Here is a 17,266-nt window from a genome sequence, read left to right as displayed (position 1 = left end):
GTGCACAGGATCATCTCCAACGAATCTTGTCGAAGGTAACCATCACGATCTGCGATAGTGGAATCGTGCAGCCTCACCAGCTGGAGTACTTCGTCGCCGTCGCCGAGACCGGCAGCTTCACCGCCGGCGCGGACCGGGTCGGCGTCGTGCAGTCCGCCGTCTCCGCGGCCATCAAGCAGCTCGAGCGCGGGCTGGGGGCACCACTGATCGAGCGCGGCTACCACCGCCTCGCGCTCACCGCCGAGGGCGAGGCGTTGCTCCCGCGCGCCCGCGAGGTGCTCGCCGGCATCGCGGCTGCACGAGAGGCGGTCGCCGGAGCCCGCGGTCAGGTGGTCGGCACCGTCCTGTTCGGCACGCTCTCCTACACCGGCCGCTGGAACATCGCCGAGGTGCTGCAGGGCTTCGCCGCCCGCCACCCCGGCATCACCGTGCGCATGCGCCAGACCATCTCCGGCAGCGCGACCAGCGAGGCAGACGTACGCTCCGGCGCCCTCGATCTCGCCCTGGTCTCCACGCCCGCGGCCTCGCTGCCCGGACTGACGCTGACCCGCATCCACGGCGACGAGCTGGTCTTCGTCTGCGCGCCCGGCCACCGCTTGGCGCGAGCCGGTGCGGTGACCGCCGCCGATCTCGCCGAGGAGACCTGGGTCGACTTCCCGACTGGATGGGGCAACCGCACGGTCGTGGACGCCGCGTTCGCCGCCGCCGGCGTCCCCCGGACGGTCCGCACCGAGGTCACCAGCTTCGAGCTCGCCCGCAACCTCGTCTGTCGCGGTCTGGGGGTCTCGATCGTGCCCCGCGCGTCGGTCGAGGGCGATCCGGGGGTCGTCGCCGTCCCGATGGGTCTGGACTGGTCCTTCCAGCTCGCCGTCGCCAGCAACCGCCGGATCTCCGCGGCCGCTGCACGGCTCGCCGACGCGGTCACCGCCTCCGCGATCTGAGCGGCGGACGACGAAGCGGCCCGCCCGGAGAACCGGGCGGGCCGCAGCGTACGTGCAATCAGAACCTGGAGATCAGAAAGCCGACTCCGGCAGGTCCATGATCGAGTTGTCGATCGCCTCGGCGATGGCGCGCTCAGCGGTCAGCTTGGGCAGGTTGTAGGAGGCGAAGAACTTCGCAGCAGCGACCTTGCCGGTGTAGAAGTCCTTGTCCTTGCCGGGGTCGCCGGCCAGGGCCGCGAGGGCGATCTCGGCCTGGCGCAGCAGCAGCCACGCGACCACGACGTCGCCGACGGCGAGCAGCAGGCGCGAGGTGTTCTGGGCGACCTTGTAGATGTTGGTGATCTCCTCCTGGGAGGCCATCAGGTCGTTGAACATGTGGCCGACGATCGCGTTGACGTCCTCGAGCGCGGTCGCGAGCAGGGCACGCGACTCCTTGAGCTCGGCGGAGCCCTCGTTGTCGAGGAACGCCTGGATCTCGCCGGCGACGTGGCCGAGCGCGGCGCCCTGGTTCTTCACGATCTTGCGGAAGAAGAAGTCCTGGCCCTGGATCGCGGTGGTGCCTTCGTAGATCGAGTCGATCTTGGCGTCGCGGACGTACTGCTCGATCGGGTACTCCTGCAGGAAGCCCGACCCACCGAAGGTCTGCAGCGACTCGGTGCCGAGCAGCGTCCAGGCGCGCTCGGAGCCGTAGCCCTTGACGATCGGCAGCAGCAGGTCGTTGACCGCGGCGGCCAGCTTGTTCTCGTCGGAGCCGTCCTCGGTGAGGACGACCTTCTCCTGCCACGAGGTCGTGTAGTAGACCAGCGCGCGCATGCCCTCGGCGAAGGACTTCTGCACGAGCAGCGAGCGACGCACGTCGGGGTGGTGGGTGATCGTGACGCGCGGGTCGGTCTTGGCGGCCTTGGTCAGGTCGGCGCCCTGGACGCGGGTCTTGGCGTATTCCAGCGCGTTCAGGTAGCCGGTCGACAGGGTCGCGATGGCCTTGGTGCCGACCATCATCCGAGCGTTCTCGATGACGTCGAACATCTGGCGGATGCCGTCGTGCACCTCGCCCAGCAGCCAGCCCTTGGCGGCCTCGCCGCCACCGACCTGCGGGTCGCCGAAGGTGAGCTCGCAGGTGTTGGAGACCTTGATGCCCATCTTGTGCTCGACGTTGGTGACGTACGCACCGTTGCGCTCGCCGGTGAGCTCACCGGTCTCGTGGTCGAAGTGGTACTTCGGCACGAGGAAGAGGGAGAGGCCCTTGGTGCCCGGGCCACCGATGCCCTCGACGCCCTTCGGGCGGGCGAGGACCAGGTGCATGATGTTCTCCTGCAGGTCCGACTCAGCGCTGGTGATGAAGCGCTTGACGCCGGTGATGTTCCAGGAGCCGTCCTCGTTGGGGGTGGCGAAGGTCTTGCCGGCGCCGACGTCGGAGCCCGCGTCGGGCTCGGTCAGCACCATGGTGGAGCCCCACAGGCGCTCGACCATGATCTCGGCGATGCGCTTGTCGCGGTCGTTGCCGTTCTCGTAGACGACCTTCGAGAAGAAGGGGCCGGCGCCGTACATCCAGATCGCCGGGTTGGCACCCAGCAGCATCTCGGCGGTCGCCCAGATCAGGGAGTTCGGGGCCACCTGGCCGCCGATCTGCTCGGGAGTCTGCAGGCTCCAGAAGCCGGACTCCATCCACGCGTCGTACGACTTCTTGAACGCGGCCGGGACCGGAGCGGTGTTGGTCTTGGGGTCGAAGACCGGCGGGTTGCGGTCGGCCTCGACGAACGACTCCGCGAGGTCCTCGCGCGAAAGACGCTCGACCTCGGCGAGGATCTCCTTCGCGGTGTCGACGTCCAGGTCCGCGAAGGGACCCGTGCCGAGAACCTTGTCGGTGCCGAAGACCTCGAACAGGTTGAACTCGATGTCGCGGAGATTGCTCTTGTAGTGGCTCACTGATCCACCTTCATAACCTTTGTCGGATGTACCAGTTGCGGGAGCGCCGATCGGCACGCACTACTGGCGGGTAACATCAAGAATAGGCATGCGGTCAGGGGGTGGCAAGCCCGGGGCTACTCACAGGTAGGGTTCTTCGTCACAGCGGAACGCCAGGGGAGCAGCCCGGAGGAGAGCAGGAGTACGCCGCCGGCCACCGCGATCGCGGTCCGTGGGCTCGTCGCGGCGGCAAGTGCCCCGGCTGCCAGTACGCCGACCGGCTGGGCGACCTTCATCGTGATCGACCAGGCCGCCTGCACCCGCGCCATGTGGTCGTCGTCGGTCTCGCGCATCCGGTAGGTGGCGAAGGTCGGGTTGAAGACGCCCGCGCAGAGGATCAGTCCGAAGTTGGCGGCCGTGAACCAGGCGAACCCGGCCGCACCGGCCGGGGTGAGCGCGATCAGGACGGTCCAGACGGTCCGGGCGACGCCCGATCCCAGCAGCACCGTTCGCTCGCCGAGCCGGCTGGTGAGGCGAGGTGCGCACATGGCGCCGAGGATGCCGCCGAGGCAGGGGAGGCCCATGGCGACGCCGTACATCCATGGCTCAATGCCGAGCTCCCGCAGCGTCAGCACGGTCTGCAGCGGGCTGGTCGCGATCACGCACGAGCCGAAGAGGGCGGCGTTCAGGAAGAGCGCGCGCAGGTCGGGCCGGGCGAAGATGTAGCGCCAGCCGGCGGTCACCTCGGCCAGCCAGTGCTGCGGCTTCCGTGCCGGCGGTTGCGGCTCCGGCGTACGGATCGAGCGGATGCCCAGCGCGGAGAGCAGGTAGGTCACGGCGTCGACCAGCACCGTCAGCGTCGGCCCGAACACGGAGGCGAGAGCGCCACCGATCGGTGGGCCCGCGGTGAACGTGGTCCAGAACGTCGTCTCCAGCCGGCTCGTCGCGGCGAGCCTGGCCTCCGGGGCGACCAGCGCCTTCAGGTGCGCGCCGGAGGCGGCGGTGAAGGCGAGCTCGCAGGTCGCCGCGAGGACGCCGACGACGCACAGGTGCACATAGGTGAGCAGGTCCAGGAGGCCGGCTGCCGGGATGCTGAGCATCGCCGCGAACCGGATCAGGTCGGCGCCGATCATCGTCGGTCGCTTGTGTCGGTACTCGATCCAGGGGCCGAGCCGTACTCCGGCTGCCGCGGCCGCGAACCCGGACAGCGCCGCCAGCAGCGACACCTGGAACGTGGACGAGTCCAGGACGAGCACCGCGACCAGCGGCAGGGCGCCGTAGGCGATCGTCGACCCGGCCTGGCTCGTCGCCGTCGCCAGCCAGAGCCGGTTGAAGTCCCGTCCCGGTGTCGCGGTCCTGCGATCGGTCTCCGAGACGGTCACCCGGTGACCCTAGCCGGGCAGGAGTCGGTGATCAGGTAGAACACGTTACAGTTTCGGCGTACGATCACCTGCATGATCTCCTCCGACGCCATCACCTGGAACGCCCCCGACGACGAACACCCGGCACGTACGGCCGGGCAGCGCTCCTATGCCGCCGTCGCCAAGGGCGACCTCGACGAGTGGTTGACGATCTACGCCGAGGACTGCGTCCTCGAGGACCCCGTCGGGCCGTCGATGTTCGACCCCGAGGGCAAGGGCCACCACGGTCACGAGGGGCTGAAGGCGTTCTGGGAGAAGGCGATCGCCTCGGTCCACAGGTTCGAGTTCGAGATCAACGACTCCTTCGCCAACCCCGAGGGCAACACCTGCGCCAACATCGGCCGCATCAAGACGAGCTTCCCGGACGGCAGTCACACCACGACCGACCTGATCATGGTCTACACCGTCAACGAGGACGGCCGGATCAAGTCCATGAAGGCCTTCTGGGAGCCCGAGCGCACGATGGCGAGCTTTACGTCGGCGTGAGGCCGGTCTGGCGGGATAGTCCAGGGAGTTTCCGTCGTAATACCGGCCGGTAACCGACGGAAACTCCCTGGACTACCCCCGCCAGACCCCGCAAGCACGACGTCAGGCCACCGCGTGCTCCGCGATCCACTCCACCAACGGACGTACGGCCCGCCAGTCCTTCTTGACCTCGTCGACGAGGGCCGCAGTGTGGATGACGTCGTCGAAGCCGAGGGTGCGGCCGAGGTGGATGGACCTGTGGCGGAGGAGCTCGATCTTGGGGTGGTTCTTGTCGATGCCGCGCGGGGCCGTCTTGAGGCGGTCGCCGGTGACCTCGTAGCCCTTCTTCTCCGCGACCGCGAGGCGTTTCTCCAGGTCGGGGCCGTAGTGGTCGTGGACGATGGCGTCGCGGAAGGCGGCCAGCCGAGGCGGCTCGAACCAGTAGCAGCCGCCGCCGGTGCGGATGCCGCGCGGGGATACCTCGACGTAGTAGCCGGTCTGTGGCGCCACCGCCACGAACGCTCCCTGGTGGGTCTTGTAGGGGAGCTTGTCCTTCGAGAAACGTACGTCGCGGTAGGGCCGGAAGATCTTGGCGCTGCCGAACTCCTCGGCGAGCTCGTCGGTGAGCGCCTTCATCGGCGCGTGCACCGACTCCTTGTAGATGTGCTTGTGGGCTTCCCAGAACGACTTGGTGTTGTCCACCTCGAGGTCGTCGTAGAAGTCGAGCGCCGCAACGGGAAAACCTTCGAAAGCCACGTACGCAGCCTATCGACGTCCGTGGAAAGCCAGCCTCAGACGGCGGGAATCTGGATGGTGTCGGCCACCCGGCGGGCGTGCTCGGCCATGGCGCGAGCGATGTTGGCGGACTCACCGAGGTGGCGGCACGGGTCCAGCAGGTCGGCGATCTCGCCGCGGGTGAAGTGCTCGGAAACCTCGGGGGACTCGGCGAGCAGCGAGGCGAAGTCGAGCTCCTCGACGGCGGAACGCTGGGCCAGCTCGAAGACGACGTCGTGGGCGACCTGGCGGCCGATGCGCTCACCGAGCTCGAGCATCAGCGACTCGGAGCCGATGAGACCGCCGGACAGGGCCAGGTTGGCGCGCATGCGGTCCTCGTCGAAGGTCAGGCCGGTGAAGATGACCACGAGCCGGGCCAGGACATCACCCGCGAGGCGCGAGGCCTGCGCGACCGCGTCCTCGAGGATGCCGGTCATGGCGCCGTTGGCCTCGTGGTCGTGGAGCATCGACTCCATCGCCGGGGCGACCAGCCCGCGCAGCTGCGTGGCGGCGGTGATCACGTCCAACGTCAGCTGCGGGTTGCGCTTGTGAGGCATCGTCGAGGAGCCGATGGTGCCCTCGGGGATCGGCTCGAAGGCCTCGCCGAACTCGGGCTGCATCATCGAGTAGACGTCCTTGCCGATCTTGCCGGCGGTGCCGCCGAGGAGACCGAGGATCGAGACCCACTCGACCATGCCGTCGTTGATCGCGCGCGAGGGGACCGGCATCGAGCCCATGTCGAGCCGGGAGGCGGTCTCGGTCTCGATGGCGCGGGCGTGGGAGCCGAAGGAGGCCATGGTGCCGGCGGCCCCGCCCATCAGGAGCCGGAAGACGCGGTCCTCGACCGAGCGAAGTCGGTCGACGTGCGCCGCGATCTCGTCGATCCAGATGGCGACCTTGAAGCCGAAGGTGATCGGGACGGCGTGCTGGGAGTGCGTACGTCCCGGCATCGGCACCTCGGCGCCGGCCTCGGCGACCTTCGACAGCGAGCGGAGCAGGTCACCGAGCAGGTCGAGGATCGTGTCGTGCGCCTGGCGCATCAGGATCAGGTCGGCGGTCTGGGTGATGTTCTGCGTGGTGGCGCCCCAGTGGACCCACCCGCCGTGCTTCTTGCCGACGACCCGGGAGAGCTCCTCGACCAGCGGGGTCAGTGGATGGCTGTGCTCGGCGGTCGCTTTCTCGATGCGGTCCAGGTCGAGCTTGTCCAGGTCGGCGGCCTCGGCGATCGCCTCGCCGGCCTCCGCGGGGATCACCTTCACGGCCGCCTCGGCCTCGGCGAGCGCCGCCTCCACGTCGAGCCGCGCCTGCAGGCGTGCCTCGTAGGTGAAGAGGTCTCCGATGCCGTGGTCGGGGACTCGTCCGTCGGTGAATCGGTTGCTCGAGCCCGCGGGCATGGCGAGTGATCCTTTACGTGTCGTTCACACAGTGATGGGAAAACAGAAACCCAATCTTAATCGACACAAAGCGCAAACACCCGTGATCGTGTGCCGCATCACTTGGATCGTGCAAGTGAACTGAAACAGGCCGTGCCAAACGGCACGACCTGGATCTGTGGAGCGGACGACGAGACTCGAACTCGCGACATCAACCTTGGGAATCAGATTACCCCACCCCACATCCGCCCGTTCGTGCTTCCGTGGACCGGGATTCCGTGCTGGCTCTTCATGGCAACGAAGGGCCTGTCCAAGCGTATCGGGGGCATCTTGGGGGCACGTGCGAGTGTCCGTATCGCGGGGGCGGAGCGTCACCCATTCCGGCACCTGGCCCCCTCGGCGGGGGTTCGGGGGCTTGCCCCTGACGTGCGAAAGCCTACGCCTGGTCGACTCGTCGAGGGCTGGACAACGTATGCCGCCACGGCTGCCCCCGCCCTCGTCATCGGCGGAAGAACTGGTGTGGCTCGTGAGTGAGAAGCAACGACCTCGGCGGGTCGAGCGGTTCTAGCTGCTGCCCTGGAGAGTGAGCGCTTGGTCTACGGACTGGGCGCTCTTCTTCATTTGCGCGGCACGTAGGGGGACCGGCCGCCAGGCCGCACGCCCCCGGAGGCCGCGCTCGCGGCCGAAGGCCGCCTTGAGTCAGTAGAGAAAGTTCTCACGAGTGGCCGGGAAGTCAGCCGCTCGTACCGACTGGCGACGCGTGGGGTGGTCTGCCATCTGATCCGCGAGACCTCAACCACGGGCAACGGCATGGCTGGAAGGGCGAGAATGAGGCGGTGGGCACCTACGTTGAACTCCGGGACGCGGCTGGTGGAACGGTCACTAGGCTGGCTGACCCGTCAGGTGGGACTTTCGATGCCGCAGGCGACTTCGATCGCTTCGTAGGTCGGTCGCCATACGGCCAACTGAGTGACGGTCTAACTCTGCTGGAGTCGGTCGACCCATTCGGCACAACAGTGATGCCTTCGGAAGTCATGCCTCGCCTAATCAGTGACTGTGTTCGCGCGCTGGCCGCGGCAACTGCCGGTCCTGAGCGCAGAGGGCTCCTGCGTCTTCAGGTCTTGGCTAATGAGTGTTCTAAGCGCCCCGGCTCGGCACTCCACTGGATCGGCGACTGACGCGTGTCGGCTGACGGAGAGTAGCCAGAAATTCGGCGGGCCACCCCGCGTAACTATCAAGGAAGAGCGCTGTCCCTTCCCCGGGGCAAGGGTCTATGGTCGGGTATGCACGAATGAATGAATGGGGTGAAGGGTGACTGACGCAGCGCTCGTACGGATCGGCGGCGAACTCCGCCGTTATCGCGAGGACGCTGGACTATCGGGCTCGGCGGTTGCGCGCGAACTCGGGTGGTCCCAGCCGAAGGTGTCCAGGGTCGAGACTGGGCGCTTTGCGGCTTCGCTCGAAGAGATCGCGACGCTGCTCGACTATTACGGCGCTCCCGAAGAAGTTCGGGCGGAACTTCTTGCCACAGTCGCGCGCCGGGAAGGGCTGGCCGGTGCTTGGGTGGTGCGCGCTGGCGGAACACGTCGACGACAGGGCGAGATTGGAGCGATCGAGCAGCGCGTCGCACGGCTGAGACAACACCAAGGGCTGCTCGTCCCAGGTCTCCTGCAAACCCGGGAGTACGCACGGGGTATCGCTGATGCGCTCGGCTACGCGGAAAGTGATGCGATCGCAGAACGCCGGATGGCCCGTCAAGGGGCCTTCATGGAGAGCGGCCCGGGGCGTTACGAGGTCGTCCTCGATGCCCGCGCGCTTATGCGGTGGCCTGGTGAATCCGCCGTGATGGGGGAGCAACTGCGCAGACTCATGGACGTGGACCCGGAACGTGTTGACCTTCGAATCCTCGCTCCTGGTGGCAAGGCGACAGCGTTCGCAATCGGCGGGTTCATGATCTATGACTTCACGGACAACCGGCCGTCCGTGGTGATGGTCGAGTCGTTCCGAGCCGACACCTACCTTTCTGACGAGGTGGACGTTCTGGCGTACGACTCGACCTTTGACAAGCTGCAGAAGGACGCGCTGAGTGTCGAGGCGTCCCGGCAGTATCTGGAAACCACGCTTCGCAACCTGCGAGGCACGAAGGGATGAGGAGTGCTCGATGAATGACAAGTGGCAGAACGCACGTTGGCGGAAGAGCACCGGCAGCGACTCGGGCGGCTGCGTCGAGGTGGCAGAGGTGGACGGCATCGTCGGCGTCCGCGACACCAAGGCGAATGGCGCTGGCCCCGTCCTGGAGTTCAATCGCAAGGAGTGGGAAGCCTTCCTGCTGGGCGTCGCCAACGGTGAGTTCACCATGGAGGCTCTGAGCAAGTGAGCGCACCAGTGGAGGTCAGGCAGCCAGGAACCAGCCCGCGCGGGCTCGGGCGTCTGCTGGCCTCCACTGGCGTCTCCATGATTGGTCAGGGGGCGGCGACGGCAGCCGTCCCGCTGCTCGCCGCCTCGCTCACTCGGGACCCGCTGCTCGTGTCTCTCGTTGCAGCGGCCTCGTACGCCGCATGGCTCGTCGTTGGGCTCCCTGCCGGCGCCTTGGTCGACAGGTGGCCACGGCGGCAGACGATGGTCGTTGCGGACCTCGTTCGCGTGGTGCTCCTGGCGCTCGTTGCCGTTGGCGTCCTGGTGGACTGGCTCCCGATCTGGGGCCTGATTGCCGTGGTCTTCCTGATCGCCTGCGCGAGCTGCTTCTTCGATCCGGCCGCGCAAGCCGCAATCCCTGTGCTCGCGACGCGGGAGCCAGCGGCGCTTGCCAGGGCCAACGGCCATCTCTGGACCCTCGATATCTTCGGTCGCTCGCTGGTGGGTCCGCCGCTGGGCGCTGCGCTCTTCGCGTCGGCCGCAGTGCTGCCCTTCGCGCTGAACACGGGGACGTTCCTCGTGTCTGCACTCCTGCTGATCGGGCTTTCCGGGCTGGGCCGTGCTGAGCACCCCGATGGAGTCCAGCCCGTCCATCACGCCGTGCGAGACGGCGTTCTCTACCTCGTGCGGCACTCGGGCCTTCGCCTTCTCACGCTCGGCATGGGGACGTACAACCTCGGCTACAACATCGCCTTCGCAATCCTGGTGCTCTTTGCCCAGGACGCTCTTGGCCTTCATGACCAGGGCTTCGGCATCCTGCTTGCGATGCTCGCGGTTGGCGGCGCGGCGGGTGGTTGGCTCGGGTCCCGTGTGCATCGGGTCTTGTCGGCGGCCTCGACGTACGCTCTCGCCCTCGCCGTGCAAGGCATCGCTTGGCTCGTGGTCGTCACGACGCAGAACGTCTACGCCTCGGGCGCTGCGCTCGTCGTTGTCGGCCTTGCTTCAACGGTGGTCAGCGTGGTCGGCGGAACTGCTCGCCAGACCTTGACTCCTGATCACCTGCTCGGCCGAATCACGGCCGGTACGCGCGTCGTCGGGATCGGCGCCGCCGCACTTGGCTCGGTGATCGGGGGAGTGGCGGCCTCAGCCGTAGACCTCGATGTGTCTCTGCTCCTGGCCTCTGCCGTTCTGCTCGCTGGTGCCGTGGCGTTCCTGCCTGCGGCGCTCGCTCGGCGCGTCTGAGCCTCCTTCGAGCAAGTTCGGGCGTTGCCCTTGACTCGCGTTATTCACTCGTGCATAGTCGTGGTTATGCAGTAGTGAATAGGTCACTACGCGGAACCAAGGAGAACTAGTCATGGCGATCCCTCGCAAGATGAACCTCGGCAACGACCTGGTGTTCTCGGCTGGCGCGTTCGTCGTCGGCGCGGTCGAGCCGGTGCAGGACTGGGAGGCGGCACCGCTCCCGGACGGAACCCGTCCGCAGAAGATCGACAAGGAGACCGGCCTGCCGACCTGGACCGTGCCGGTCCTCGACGCTGACCCGGAGGCGGGCAAGAACGACAAGACGGTCAACGTCAAGATCCTCGCCAAGCACCAGCCGGTGCCCCCGGCCAACGACACGGGTCTCCCGTTCGTCCCGGTCGTGTTCACCGACCTGGTGGGCGTCCCGTGGATCGACGACTCCGGCAACCGTCCCAAGTTGATGTGGTCGCTCACGGCCACGGGCATGGAGGCCCCCGGCGCTCGGAAGCCCGCTGCGGGTACGACCTCGAAGGCGGCTGCGTGATGTGGGCCGAACTGGAGTTCCTGGGCAACGTGATGGAGCGCCTGCCGCAGATCGACGTCCAGTCCCCGGGGCTGGTCTCGCTGGAAATCCTCGAGGACGGAAGCACGCTCGACGGTAAGCGACTGCTCGCCGAAGTGCGGGTCACCATGCGCACCCTTGGCGAGGCTCAGACGCTGGCCGATGCGCTCGGCCTGACGGGGCACTACCGAGGCCCGATCATCGACGGCCAGATCATGCACGACTACATCGGCCTAGTCGACCGCGCCACCGACAGCCCGATCGACGTCAGCGTCGTCGCCTACGAGACCGCCGAGGTGAAGGCCTGATGGGCACCGCGCTCGGCGTCGTGATGGTCCTCGGCTTGCTCTACCTCGTCGCCCGCGTGCTCTTCGACTGAGCACGCCGTGGCACCCCGAAGGCTCCCGCTGGCCGTCGCGTGAAGGGAAGCGCGTGGCGGCTGGCGGGACTCCAACCCCCAGATCTTGAAAGGCAGCAAGTCATGAAGGAAACACTCGTCTACAGCCTCGGCGGCCTGGTCGCCCTGGCGGTCGGGGTCCTGATCGCGCTCCCGGCCACTCGTAAGCCGACCCTGGCGGCGCTGGTCTGGCTGGGCATGCTGGTCCGGCGTGCCTGGTGGTGGCTGGTCTTCCGGTTCACCTGGAAGTCCCTCGCCCGTGAAGCCGGGCTGTCCAAGCGTCGGACCAAGCGGGTCAAGCGCATGGGCGTGGGTGAAGAGTCGATCGAGAAGTGGCGCGATCCTCGCCTCAAGAGGGTGATCACCTCGGCCCACTCGGTGACGCTCAAGGTCCGGACCCGTCGCGGTCAGGCCCTGGCCGACCTGGAGGCCTTCGCCCCCAAACTCGCGGCCACGTATCAGGCCGACTCCTACCGGGTCTACCCCGCCAAGCGTCGCCCCGGTTCCACGGTGATGTTCGAGCTCGTGATGCGTGACCTCATCACCAAGCCCGCAACCGCCGTCATGCCGGAGCCCCGGATGCAGACAGAGACGGTTCTGCTCGGTCGCCGTCAGAACGGCAAGCCGTTCCACCTCCAGATCGAGCAGCGACACACCCTCGTCGTCGGCGCGTCTGGCGCCGGTAAGGGCTCGTTCCTGTGGGGCATCGTCGGCTCCCTCTCGCCCGCTATCGCGGTCGACGCCGTACGCGCTTACGGGATCGACCTCAAGGGCGGCATGGAGCTGATGATGGGTGCCCCGCTGTTCACCAAGATTGCCGCCAAGGGTGAGCAGGCCGTGGAGATGCTGCGTGAGTTCGTCTCCATCGCAGACCAGCGCACCGAGGCCCTGCAGGGCATCTCTCGCAACCACAAGCCCGGCCCGGGTGACCCGCTCTACCTGCTCGTCATCGATGAGTTGGCCTCGCTGACCGCGTACGCCGACCCGGAGATCAAGAAGGAGGCCGAGCGGCTCCTCAAGCGGCTTCTCTCCATCGGTCGCGCGGTGGGTGTCGTGGTGTGCGCGTTCGTCCAGGACCCCCGTAAGGAGGTCATCGACATGCGCGGCCTGTTCACCCAGACCATCGCGCTCCGGGTCCGCTCCGCGATGGAGACCAACATGGTCCTTGGTGACGGCATGGCCACCCAGGCGGCTGCACACCGGATCTTGAAGGCTGCCCAGGGCACGGCCTGGATCATCGACGAGGACGGCTCCACCGACCGCATCCGCGCCGACTACTGGCCCGACGAACTCATTCGGCGTCTCGCCTCGCTCTACCCCGCGACCCCGGACCTGGTGACCATCCCGGATGCCGTCGACGCCTCGGGTATGCCGCTCTCCCTCACTGACGGCGGTGCGCGATGAGCACCACATGGATGAGAGAGGCTGCGTGTGCCTCGCCGGAGAACCGGGGCATGCCCTGGACCACCGACACCGTGGACCTTCCGCCGTTCGTGGTCGAGGTCCTGCGGGCCACATGCGACGGGTGCCCCGTCCGCTCCGCCTGCAACTCCTACGCCCTCGAAGAGCGGCTTTCTGGTGGCATGTGGGCCGGGACTGACCGCGACCAGGTTGTCAGCCTGAGCATCGGGTCCAAGCCGGTTCTTGGGGAGCAGCTCGAACTCCCGCTGATGCTCGGCGAGGTGATCGGGGAAGTCTTCGGCGACCTCGACGCCCCGGCCCTGGACGGTGCAGCATGATCACGGCCAACACCACAACCAACGCCGTCCCGGTGTGCCTGCTTGACGAGTACGGCTGCCCGATGTTCCTGGCGTGTGGTCACTACTGGCGACACTGCGCACCTGGCTGCCCTGGCTGGGGCGGCTTCAACGCCAACATCCACGCCAACATTCACGCGGCTGCCGCTGTCCTTCGCACCGCTCGCCCCGGCTGCGCTGCCAGGTTCCGGGGTGCTGCCGCGTGACCACCTCGACCGTGGATGCACCGGGCATCCACAGTGACGCATCGTCTCCGGCTCGGGGCTCCTTCCCCGGGTATGGGGAGGATGCGCCGCTGGATCTGTCCGGCCTCACCCCCGACCAGGCGGCCGGGATGCTGTCCCGTTGGCGTGAGGGGACCTTCGACGCCTTCGCCGAATCCCTCGCCAGCGTCAACAACTGCGCACGTCCCATCCGGCTGACCGGATCATCCGAGACCTTCGACCTCGCTAGCGGGGATCTCGTCGGCACCTACGCGTCCGCGAATGCCCCGCTCGGGGTCCTCTTCCGACCCTGCGGCAACCGTCGCGCCGAGGTCTGCCCGGCGTGCTCCAGGACCTATGCCCGCGACACCTTCGCCATGATCAACGCCGGGCTCGTCGGGGGCAAGACGATTCCCGCCACCGTGGCAGACAACCCGCTGCTGTTCGCCACCTTCACCGCCCCGTCATTCGGACCGGTCCACACCCACTTCAAGAACGGCTCCCGCTGCCGTCCCCGTAACCGTGACGGTGGCGCCCGATGCGAGCACGGTCGACCGGTGTCATGCATGGCGCGCCACGACGAAGACGAGCCGATCGTTGGCGCGCCACTGTGCCCCGAGTGCCACGACACCGACAGCGCGATCATCTGGCAGTGGCACGCCCCCGAGTTGTGGCGACGCCTCACCATCGAACTCCGCCGCGCCCTCGCTCGGACCCTGGGTGTCACAGAGTCCGCGTTGAAGAAGCACGCCGCGGTGCAGTTCGCCAAAGTCGCCGAATACCAAGCCCGCGGGCTGGTCCACTTCCACGCCCTCATCCGGCTCGACGGCCCCGACGGTCCCGGTTCGCCGGCCCCGCTCGACGGTCGCACGCTCGCCGGCCTCCTCGAGCACGCCGCACGTGCCGTCAAGTTCACCGCCCCGCCGGTCGACGATGCCGACGTGCCCCGTCTGTTGCGGTGGGGAAAGCAGCTCGATATCCGCGTGGTCCGCGACGGGCACCGCACCGACGACCCGGACAGTCCCTTGGTCCCTGAGCAGGTCGCGGGCTACCTGGCCAAGTACGCCACCAAAGACGCCAACTCCATCCGCTCCGCCGACGCCCAACGCCCCCACCTGGCCGCGATGAACCGACGATGTGACCAACTCGCCATGCGCGCGATGCGGCACTACGCAGTGAAGAACGGCGCGCGTAAGGCTGAGGTGAAGGAGACCGAGCCGGTCAACCCGTACGCCCTGCTCGGCAAGTGGGCTCACATGCTCGGCTTCCGGGGCCACTTCTCCACCAAGTCCCGGCGCTACTCCATCAGCCTCGGCCGCCTCCGCCGCGCCCGCGCTCGATACGCCGAGATCCGCGCGGCCGCCGAACACAACGAGCAAGCCCGCGCCACGCTGCTCGACCTCGGCGAACTCGAAGCCTGCCTGTTGGCCGACGAGGAAACCACCCTCGTCATCGGCAACTGGACCTTCGACGGCATCGGCTGGCCCACCCCCGGCGACGAAACCCTCGCCCTCGCCGCCGCAGCCCGCGCCCGCGAATACGACCAGTGGAAAGCCCAGACCAAGAACACCAACAACCGATGAAGGGGACAGTGATGAGTACGAACAACGCGGTTGAGATGGAGCCGCTGATGACGCTTGATGAGGTCGCGGAATACCTCCGGGTGTCGGTGCTGACCGTGCGTTGGCTGCGGCAGGAGGGCAAGTTCGCTCCTGCGGTCAAGATCGGTCGTCGCCTGGCCTGGAAGCGTTCGGACGTTGTGGCCTGGGTGACGGAGCAGACGGAGGTGGCGGCATGAGTGTGCAGCGCTACACCACTGCCGAGGGGAAGGTCCGTTACCGGGCTCGGGTGAAGCATCACGGCCGTGAGGTCGCTACCCGGGTCTTCGACCGTAAGCGGGATGCCGAGACCTGGGAGGAGGACCAGAAACGACGGCTGCGCATGGGGGAGTGGTTCGACCCTCGTCGGGGCCGGGTGGCTCTCTCCGTGGTCGCTGTCGACTGGCTGGAGTCGCGCCAGACGATCAAGAAGAACTCCCTCGCCCTCGAAACCGGGATCTGGCGTCGACATATCGAACCTCGCTTCGGCAAGGCCCCGGTCGCCTCGATCACCTCGGCCGAGATCTCCTCGTGGGTCGGCCGGATGGTCGCTGACGGTCTGTCGCCCTCGACTGCTGCACGCTCCCTCGGCGTCTTTCGTCGGCTCCTGGCGTACGCGGTGCTCGACGGTCGGGTCACGGCCAACGCTGCGGCCGGAGTGAAGCCCCCTACGGCTGGCCACATCAAGCGAGAGGGTCAGTTCCTCTCCCGCGATGAGATCGCAGCTCTTTCCGCTGCCTGCTCCAGTGAGTACCGCGATGTGGTCTGGGTGCTCGCGCTCGCTGGCCTCCGGTGGGCCGAATTGGCCGGGCTTAAGGTGGGTGACCGGGTGAAGGTTCCCGGGGAGGGTCTGCGGCTTCAGCGCACGGTCATGTCCAACGTGGCCACGGGCTCACTCTTCGAGGACAGCCTCAAGAACAAGCGCTCTCGCACGGTGCCCCTGGTCGACGAGTTGGTGCCGATCATCGACAAGTGGTGTGCGGGCAAGAAGTCCGGTGACTGGATCTTCCATGCCCCCAAGGGTGGACCGCTGAGTGAGCCGAACTGGAAGCGCTCGGTCGGCTGGTCGGGGGCTATCAAGAAGATCGATCGGCCGACGCTCCGCGTGCACGACCTCCGCCACACCTGCGCCTCCCTCTGGCTCGGTGCTGGCGCTGACCCGAAGGTGGTTCAGAGGATCTTGGGGCACGCCTCCGCCGCGATGACGATGGACCTCTACGGCCACCTCATCGACAACAACCTGTGGGACTCAGCCAAGAGGGTCGGGGGCATCCTGGGGGCATCTGAGGCCCAAACAGAAACCCGCACTGTCGACGATGACGACGAAAGTGCGGGCTGACCTGCTATGGAACGTGGAGCGGACGACGAGATTCGAACTCGCGACATCAACCTTGGGAAGGTTGCGCTCTACCAACTGAGCTACGTCCGCAGGTGCGACCAGGATGTTACCCCACACTCCCAGCCAGATGTGAAACCGGTCAGGAAAGTCGCGTCAACCGGGGATAGCGGGCGGACATCCCATCGCCCACGGGCCCACGGAGCATGCGACGTACGGCCCAGGGGAGTGCCCGGGCGGCCAGCCGGCGGACCTCGCGGATCGGGCCGGCCAGGCCGTTCGGGCCCGGCTCCTCGATGACGACCAGCGGCTTAGGCGTGGGCAGGTGGTGGCGTATGCCGAGGGTGTCGAGGACCTTGATCGCCATCAGCTGATGGCCGGGAGCCCCCAGGAAGCCGTGGCCGTCCCAGTAGCCCGCGTCGTCGTACTCGGTCATCCGCCAGAAGTCGACCAGCGTGGCCCCGCGCCGCTGAGCGATCTCCCGGACGGCCTCGTTGTAGACCGCGAAGCGCCCGCGCAGCAGCCGCCCGACGGTGGAAGCCCGCGCGCCGTAGGCCGTGAAGAGCACCACCTTCGCGCCGCTGTCGACCAGCTGCCCGATCGCCGTCTCGTAGGTCGCGAGCAGGGTGTCGATGTCGACGTGCGGCCACATCAGGTCGACAGACCCGCCGTAGATCGTGACCACGTCCGGCTCGAGCGCGAGCGCCGCCGCCACCTGCTCCTTGACGATCCGGTCGATCCCACGGCCGCGGACGGCGAGATTGGCGTAGGTGAACTCAGGGGTCCGCTCGGCCATCACCTCGGCCACCCGGTCGGCCCAGCCGCGTACGCCGTTCGGGCGGCGCGGGTCGGTGTCGCCGACGCCCTCGGTGAAGGAGTCGCCCAGCGCGACGTACCGGCGATAGCCGCCGGGGATCAGCGCATCCAGTGCCATGAC

The 17,266-nt window shown here is 67.5% G+C and carries 17 protein-coding genes and 1 tRNA gene; 12 read left to right on the top strand and 6 right to left on the bottom strand.

The window, feature by feature from the left end; genetic code table 11:
• Positions 1-65: 65 nt before the first annotated feature.
• Entirely contained in the window at positions 66-941 is an 876-nt protein-coding gene (locus ACFVDI_RS09670; RefSeq protein ID WP_378903515.1) for a LysR family transcriptional regulator, read from the top strand.
• A 72-nt stretch (positions 942-1,013) separates the two neighbouring features.
• Here the strand turns inward: ACFVDI_RS09670 and ACFVDI_RS09665 are convergent, their stop codons facing one another.
• A complete protein-coding gene (locus ACFVDI_RS09665; protein ID WP_378903512.1) occupies positions 1,014-2,867 on the bottom strand; it encodes an acyl-CoA dehydrogenase in 1,854 nt (617 codons plus the stop codon).
• 116 nt (positions 2,868-2,983) lie between these two features.
• On the bottom strand, positions 2,984-4,228 hold the full coding sequence (locus ACFVDI_RS09660; RefSeq protein ID WP_378903509.1) for an MFS transporter: 1,245 nt from the start codon (positions 4,226-4,228) through the stop codon (positions 2,984-2,986).
• A 72-nt stretch (positions 4,229-4,300) separates the two neighbouring features.
• Here ACFVDI_RS09660 and ACFVDI_RS09655 point away from each other — a divergent pair, with 72 nt between their 5' ends.
• Positions 4,301-4,753 (top strand): nuclear transport factor 2 family protein, encoded by a 453-nt coding sequence (locus tag ACFVDI_RS09655; RefSeq protein WP_378903506.1) that lies wholly within the window; start codon positions 4,301-4,303, stop codon positions 4,751-4,753.
• Between the two features lie 102 nt (positions 4,754-4,855).
• On the opposite strand, the gene ACFVDI_RS09650 is transcribed toward ACFVDI_RS09655, so the two are convergent.
• Complete coding sequence (locus ACFVDI_RS09650) at positions 4,856-5,488, bottom strand: DUF2461 domain-containing protein (protein ID WP_378903503.1); 633 nt, start codon at positions 5,486-5,488, stop codon at positions 4,856-4,858.
• A 35-nt stretch (positions 5,489-5,523) separates the two neighbouring features.
• Positions 5,524-6,900: an adenylosuccinate lyase family protein gene (locus ACFVDI_RS09645; protein ID WP_378903500.1), complete on the bottom strand. Its 1,377-nt coding sequence runs from the start codon at positions 6,898-6,900 to the stop codon at positions 5,524-5,526.
• A 1,290-nt stretch (positions 6,901-8,190) separates the two neighbouring features.
• Between ACFVDI_RS09645 and ACFVDI_RS09640 the strand changes: the two genes are divergently transcribed.
• The 10 genes from ACFVDI_RS09640 to ACFVDI_RS09595 all read left to right on the top strand — a co-directional run bounded on the left by ACFVDI_RS09640 (position 8,191) and on the right by ACFVDI_RS09595 (position 16,332).
• Positions 8,191-9,030 carry a helix-turn-helix domain-containing protein gene (locus ACFVDI_RS09640; protein ID WP_378903497.1) on the top strand — a complete coding sequence of 280 codons (840 nt, stop codon included), beginning with the start codon at positions 8,191-8,193 and terminating at the stop codon, positions 9,028-9,030.
• Positions 9,031-9,040: 10 nt separating this feature from the next.
• Positions 9,041-9,256, top strand: coding sequence for a DUF397 domain-containing protein (locus ACFVDI_RS09635; RefSeq protein WP_378903494.1), 216 nt, complete (start codon positions 9,041-9,043; stop codon positions 9,254-9,256).
• Complete coding sequence (locus tag ACFVDI_RS09630) at positions 9,253-10,476, top strand: MFS transporter (RefSeq protein ID WP_378903491.1); 1,224 nt, start codon at positions 9,253-9,255, stop codon at positions 10,474-10,476. The genes ACFVDI_RS09635 and ACFVDI_RS09630 overlap by 4 nt, the downstream gene beginning before the upstream one ends.
• 112 nt (positions 10,477-10,588) lie before the next feature.
• The gene (locus ACFVDI_RS09625) at positions 10,589-11,020 is read left to right on the top strand and encodes a plasmid replication, integration and excision activator (RefSeq protein ID WP_378903488.1); all 432 of its coding nucleotides are present in this window, start codon (positions 10,589-10,591) and stop codon (positions 11,018-11,020) included.
• The gene (locus ACFVDI_RS09620; protein ID WP_378903486.1) at positions 11,020-11,346 is read left to right on the top strand and encodes a hypothetical protein; all 327 of its coding nucleotides are present in this window, start codon (positions 11,020-11,022) and stop codon (positions 11,344-11,346) included. The genes ACFVDI_RS09625 and ACFVDI_RS09620 overlap by 1 nt, the downstream gene beginning before the upstream one ends.
• Before the next feature lie 173 nt (positions 11,347-11,519).
• Positions 11,520-12,839: an FtsK/SpoIIIE domain-containing protein gene (locus ACFVDI_RS09615; RefSeq protein ID WP_378903484.1), complete on the top strand. Its 1,320-nt coding sequence runs from the start codon at positions 11,520-11,522 to the stop codon at positions 12,837-12,839.
• Positions 12,836-13,174 (top strand): WhiB family transcriptional regulator, encoded by a 339-nt coding sequence (locus ACFVDI_RS09610; protein WP_378903482.1) that lies wholly within the window; start codon positions 12,836-12,838, stop codon positions 13,172-13,174. Before ACFVDI_RS09615 ends, ACFVDI_RS09610 begins: the two co-directional genes overlap by 4 nt.
• 220 nt (positions 13,175-13,394) lie before the next feature.
• Positions 13,395-14,978 carry a replication initiator gene (locus ACFVDI_RS09605; protein WP_378903480.1) on the top strand — a complete coding sequence of 528 codons (1,584 nt, stop codon included), beginning with the start codon at positions 13,395-13,397 and terminating at the stop codon, positions 14,976-14,978.
• Between the two features lie 11 nt (positions 14,979-14,989).
• Positions 14,990-15,193 carry a helix-turn-helix transcriptional regulator gene (locus tag ACFVDI_RS09600; protein WP_378903478.1) on the top strand — a complete coding sequence of 68 codons (204 nt, stop codon included), beginning with the start codon at positions 14,990-14,992 and terminating at the stop codon, positions 15,191-15,193.
• Positions 15,190-16,332 (top strand): tyrosine-type recombinase/integrase, encoded by a 1,143-nt coding sequence (locus ACFVDI_RS09595; protein WP_378903476.1) that lies wholly within the window; start codon positions 15,190-15,192, stop codon positions 16,330-16,332. The genes ACFVDI_RS09600 and ACFVDI_RS09595 overlap by 4 nt, the downstream gene beginning before the upstream one ends.
• Positions 16,333-16,346: 14 nt before the next feature.
• Here the strand turns inward: ACFVDI_RS09595 and ACFVDI_RS09590 are convergent.
• Both ACFVDI_RS09590 and ACFVDI_RS09585 read right to left on the bottom strand, forming a co-directional pair.
• Positions 16,347-16,422: transfer RNA gene (locus tag ACFVDI_RS09590), tRNA-Gly, on the bottom strand.
• Between the two features lie 49 nt (positions 16,423-16,471).
• Positions 16,472-17,263: an SGNH/GDSL hydrolase family protein gene (locus ACFVDI_RS09585; RefSeq protein WP_378903473.1), complete on the bottom strand. Its 792-nt coding sequence runs from the start codon at positions 17,261-17,263 to the stop codon at positions 16,472-16,474.
• Positions 17,264-17,266: the final 3 nt, after the last annotated feature.

It is taken from the genome of Nocardioides sp. NPDC057767 (assembly GCF_042798275.1).
In the GTDB taxonomy this organism is placed as follows: Bacteria; Actinomycetota; Actinomycetes; order Propionibacteriales; family Nocardioidaceae; genus Nocardioides.
This window is presented reverse-complemented; position numbering and strand designations above follow the sequence as displayed.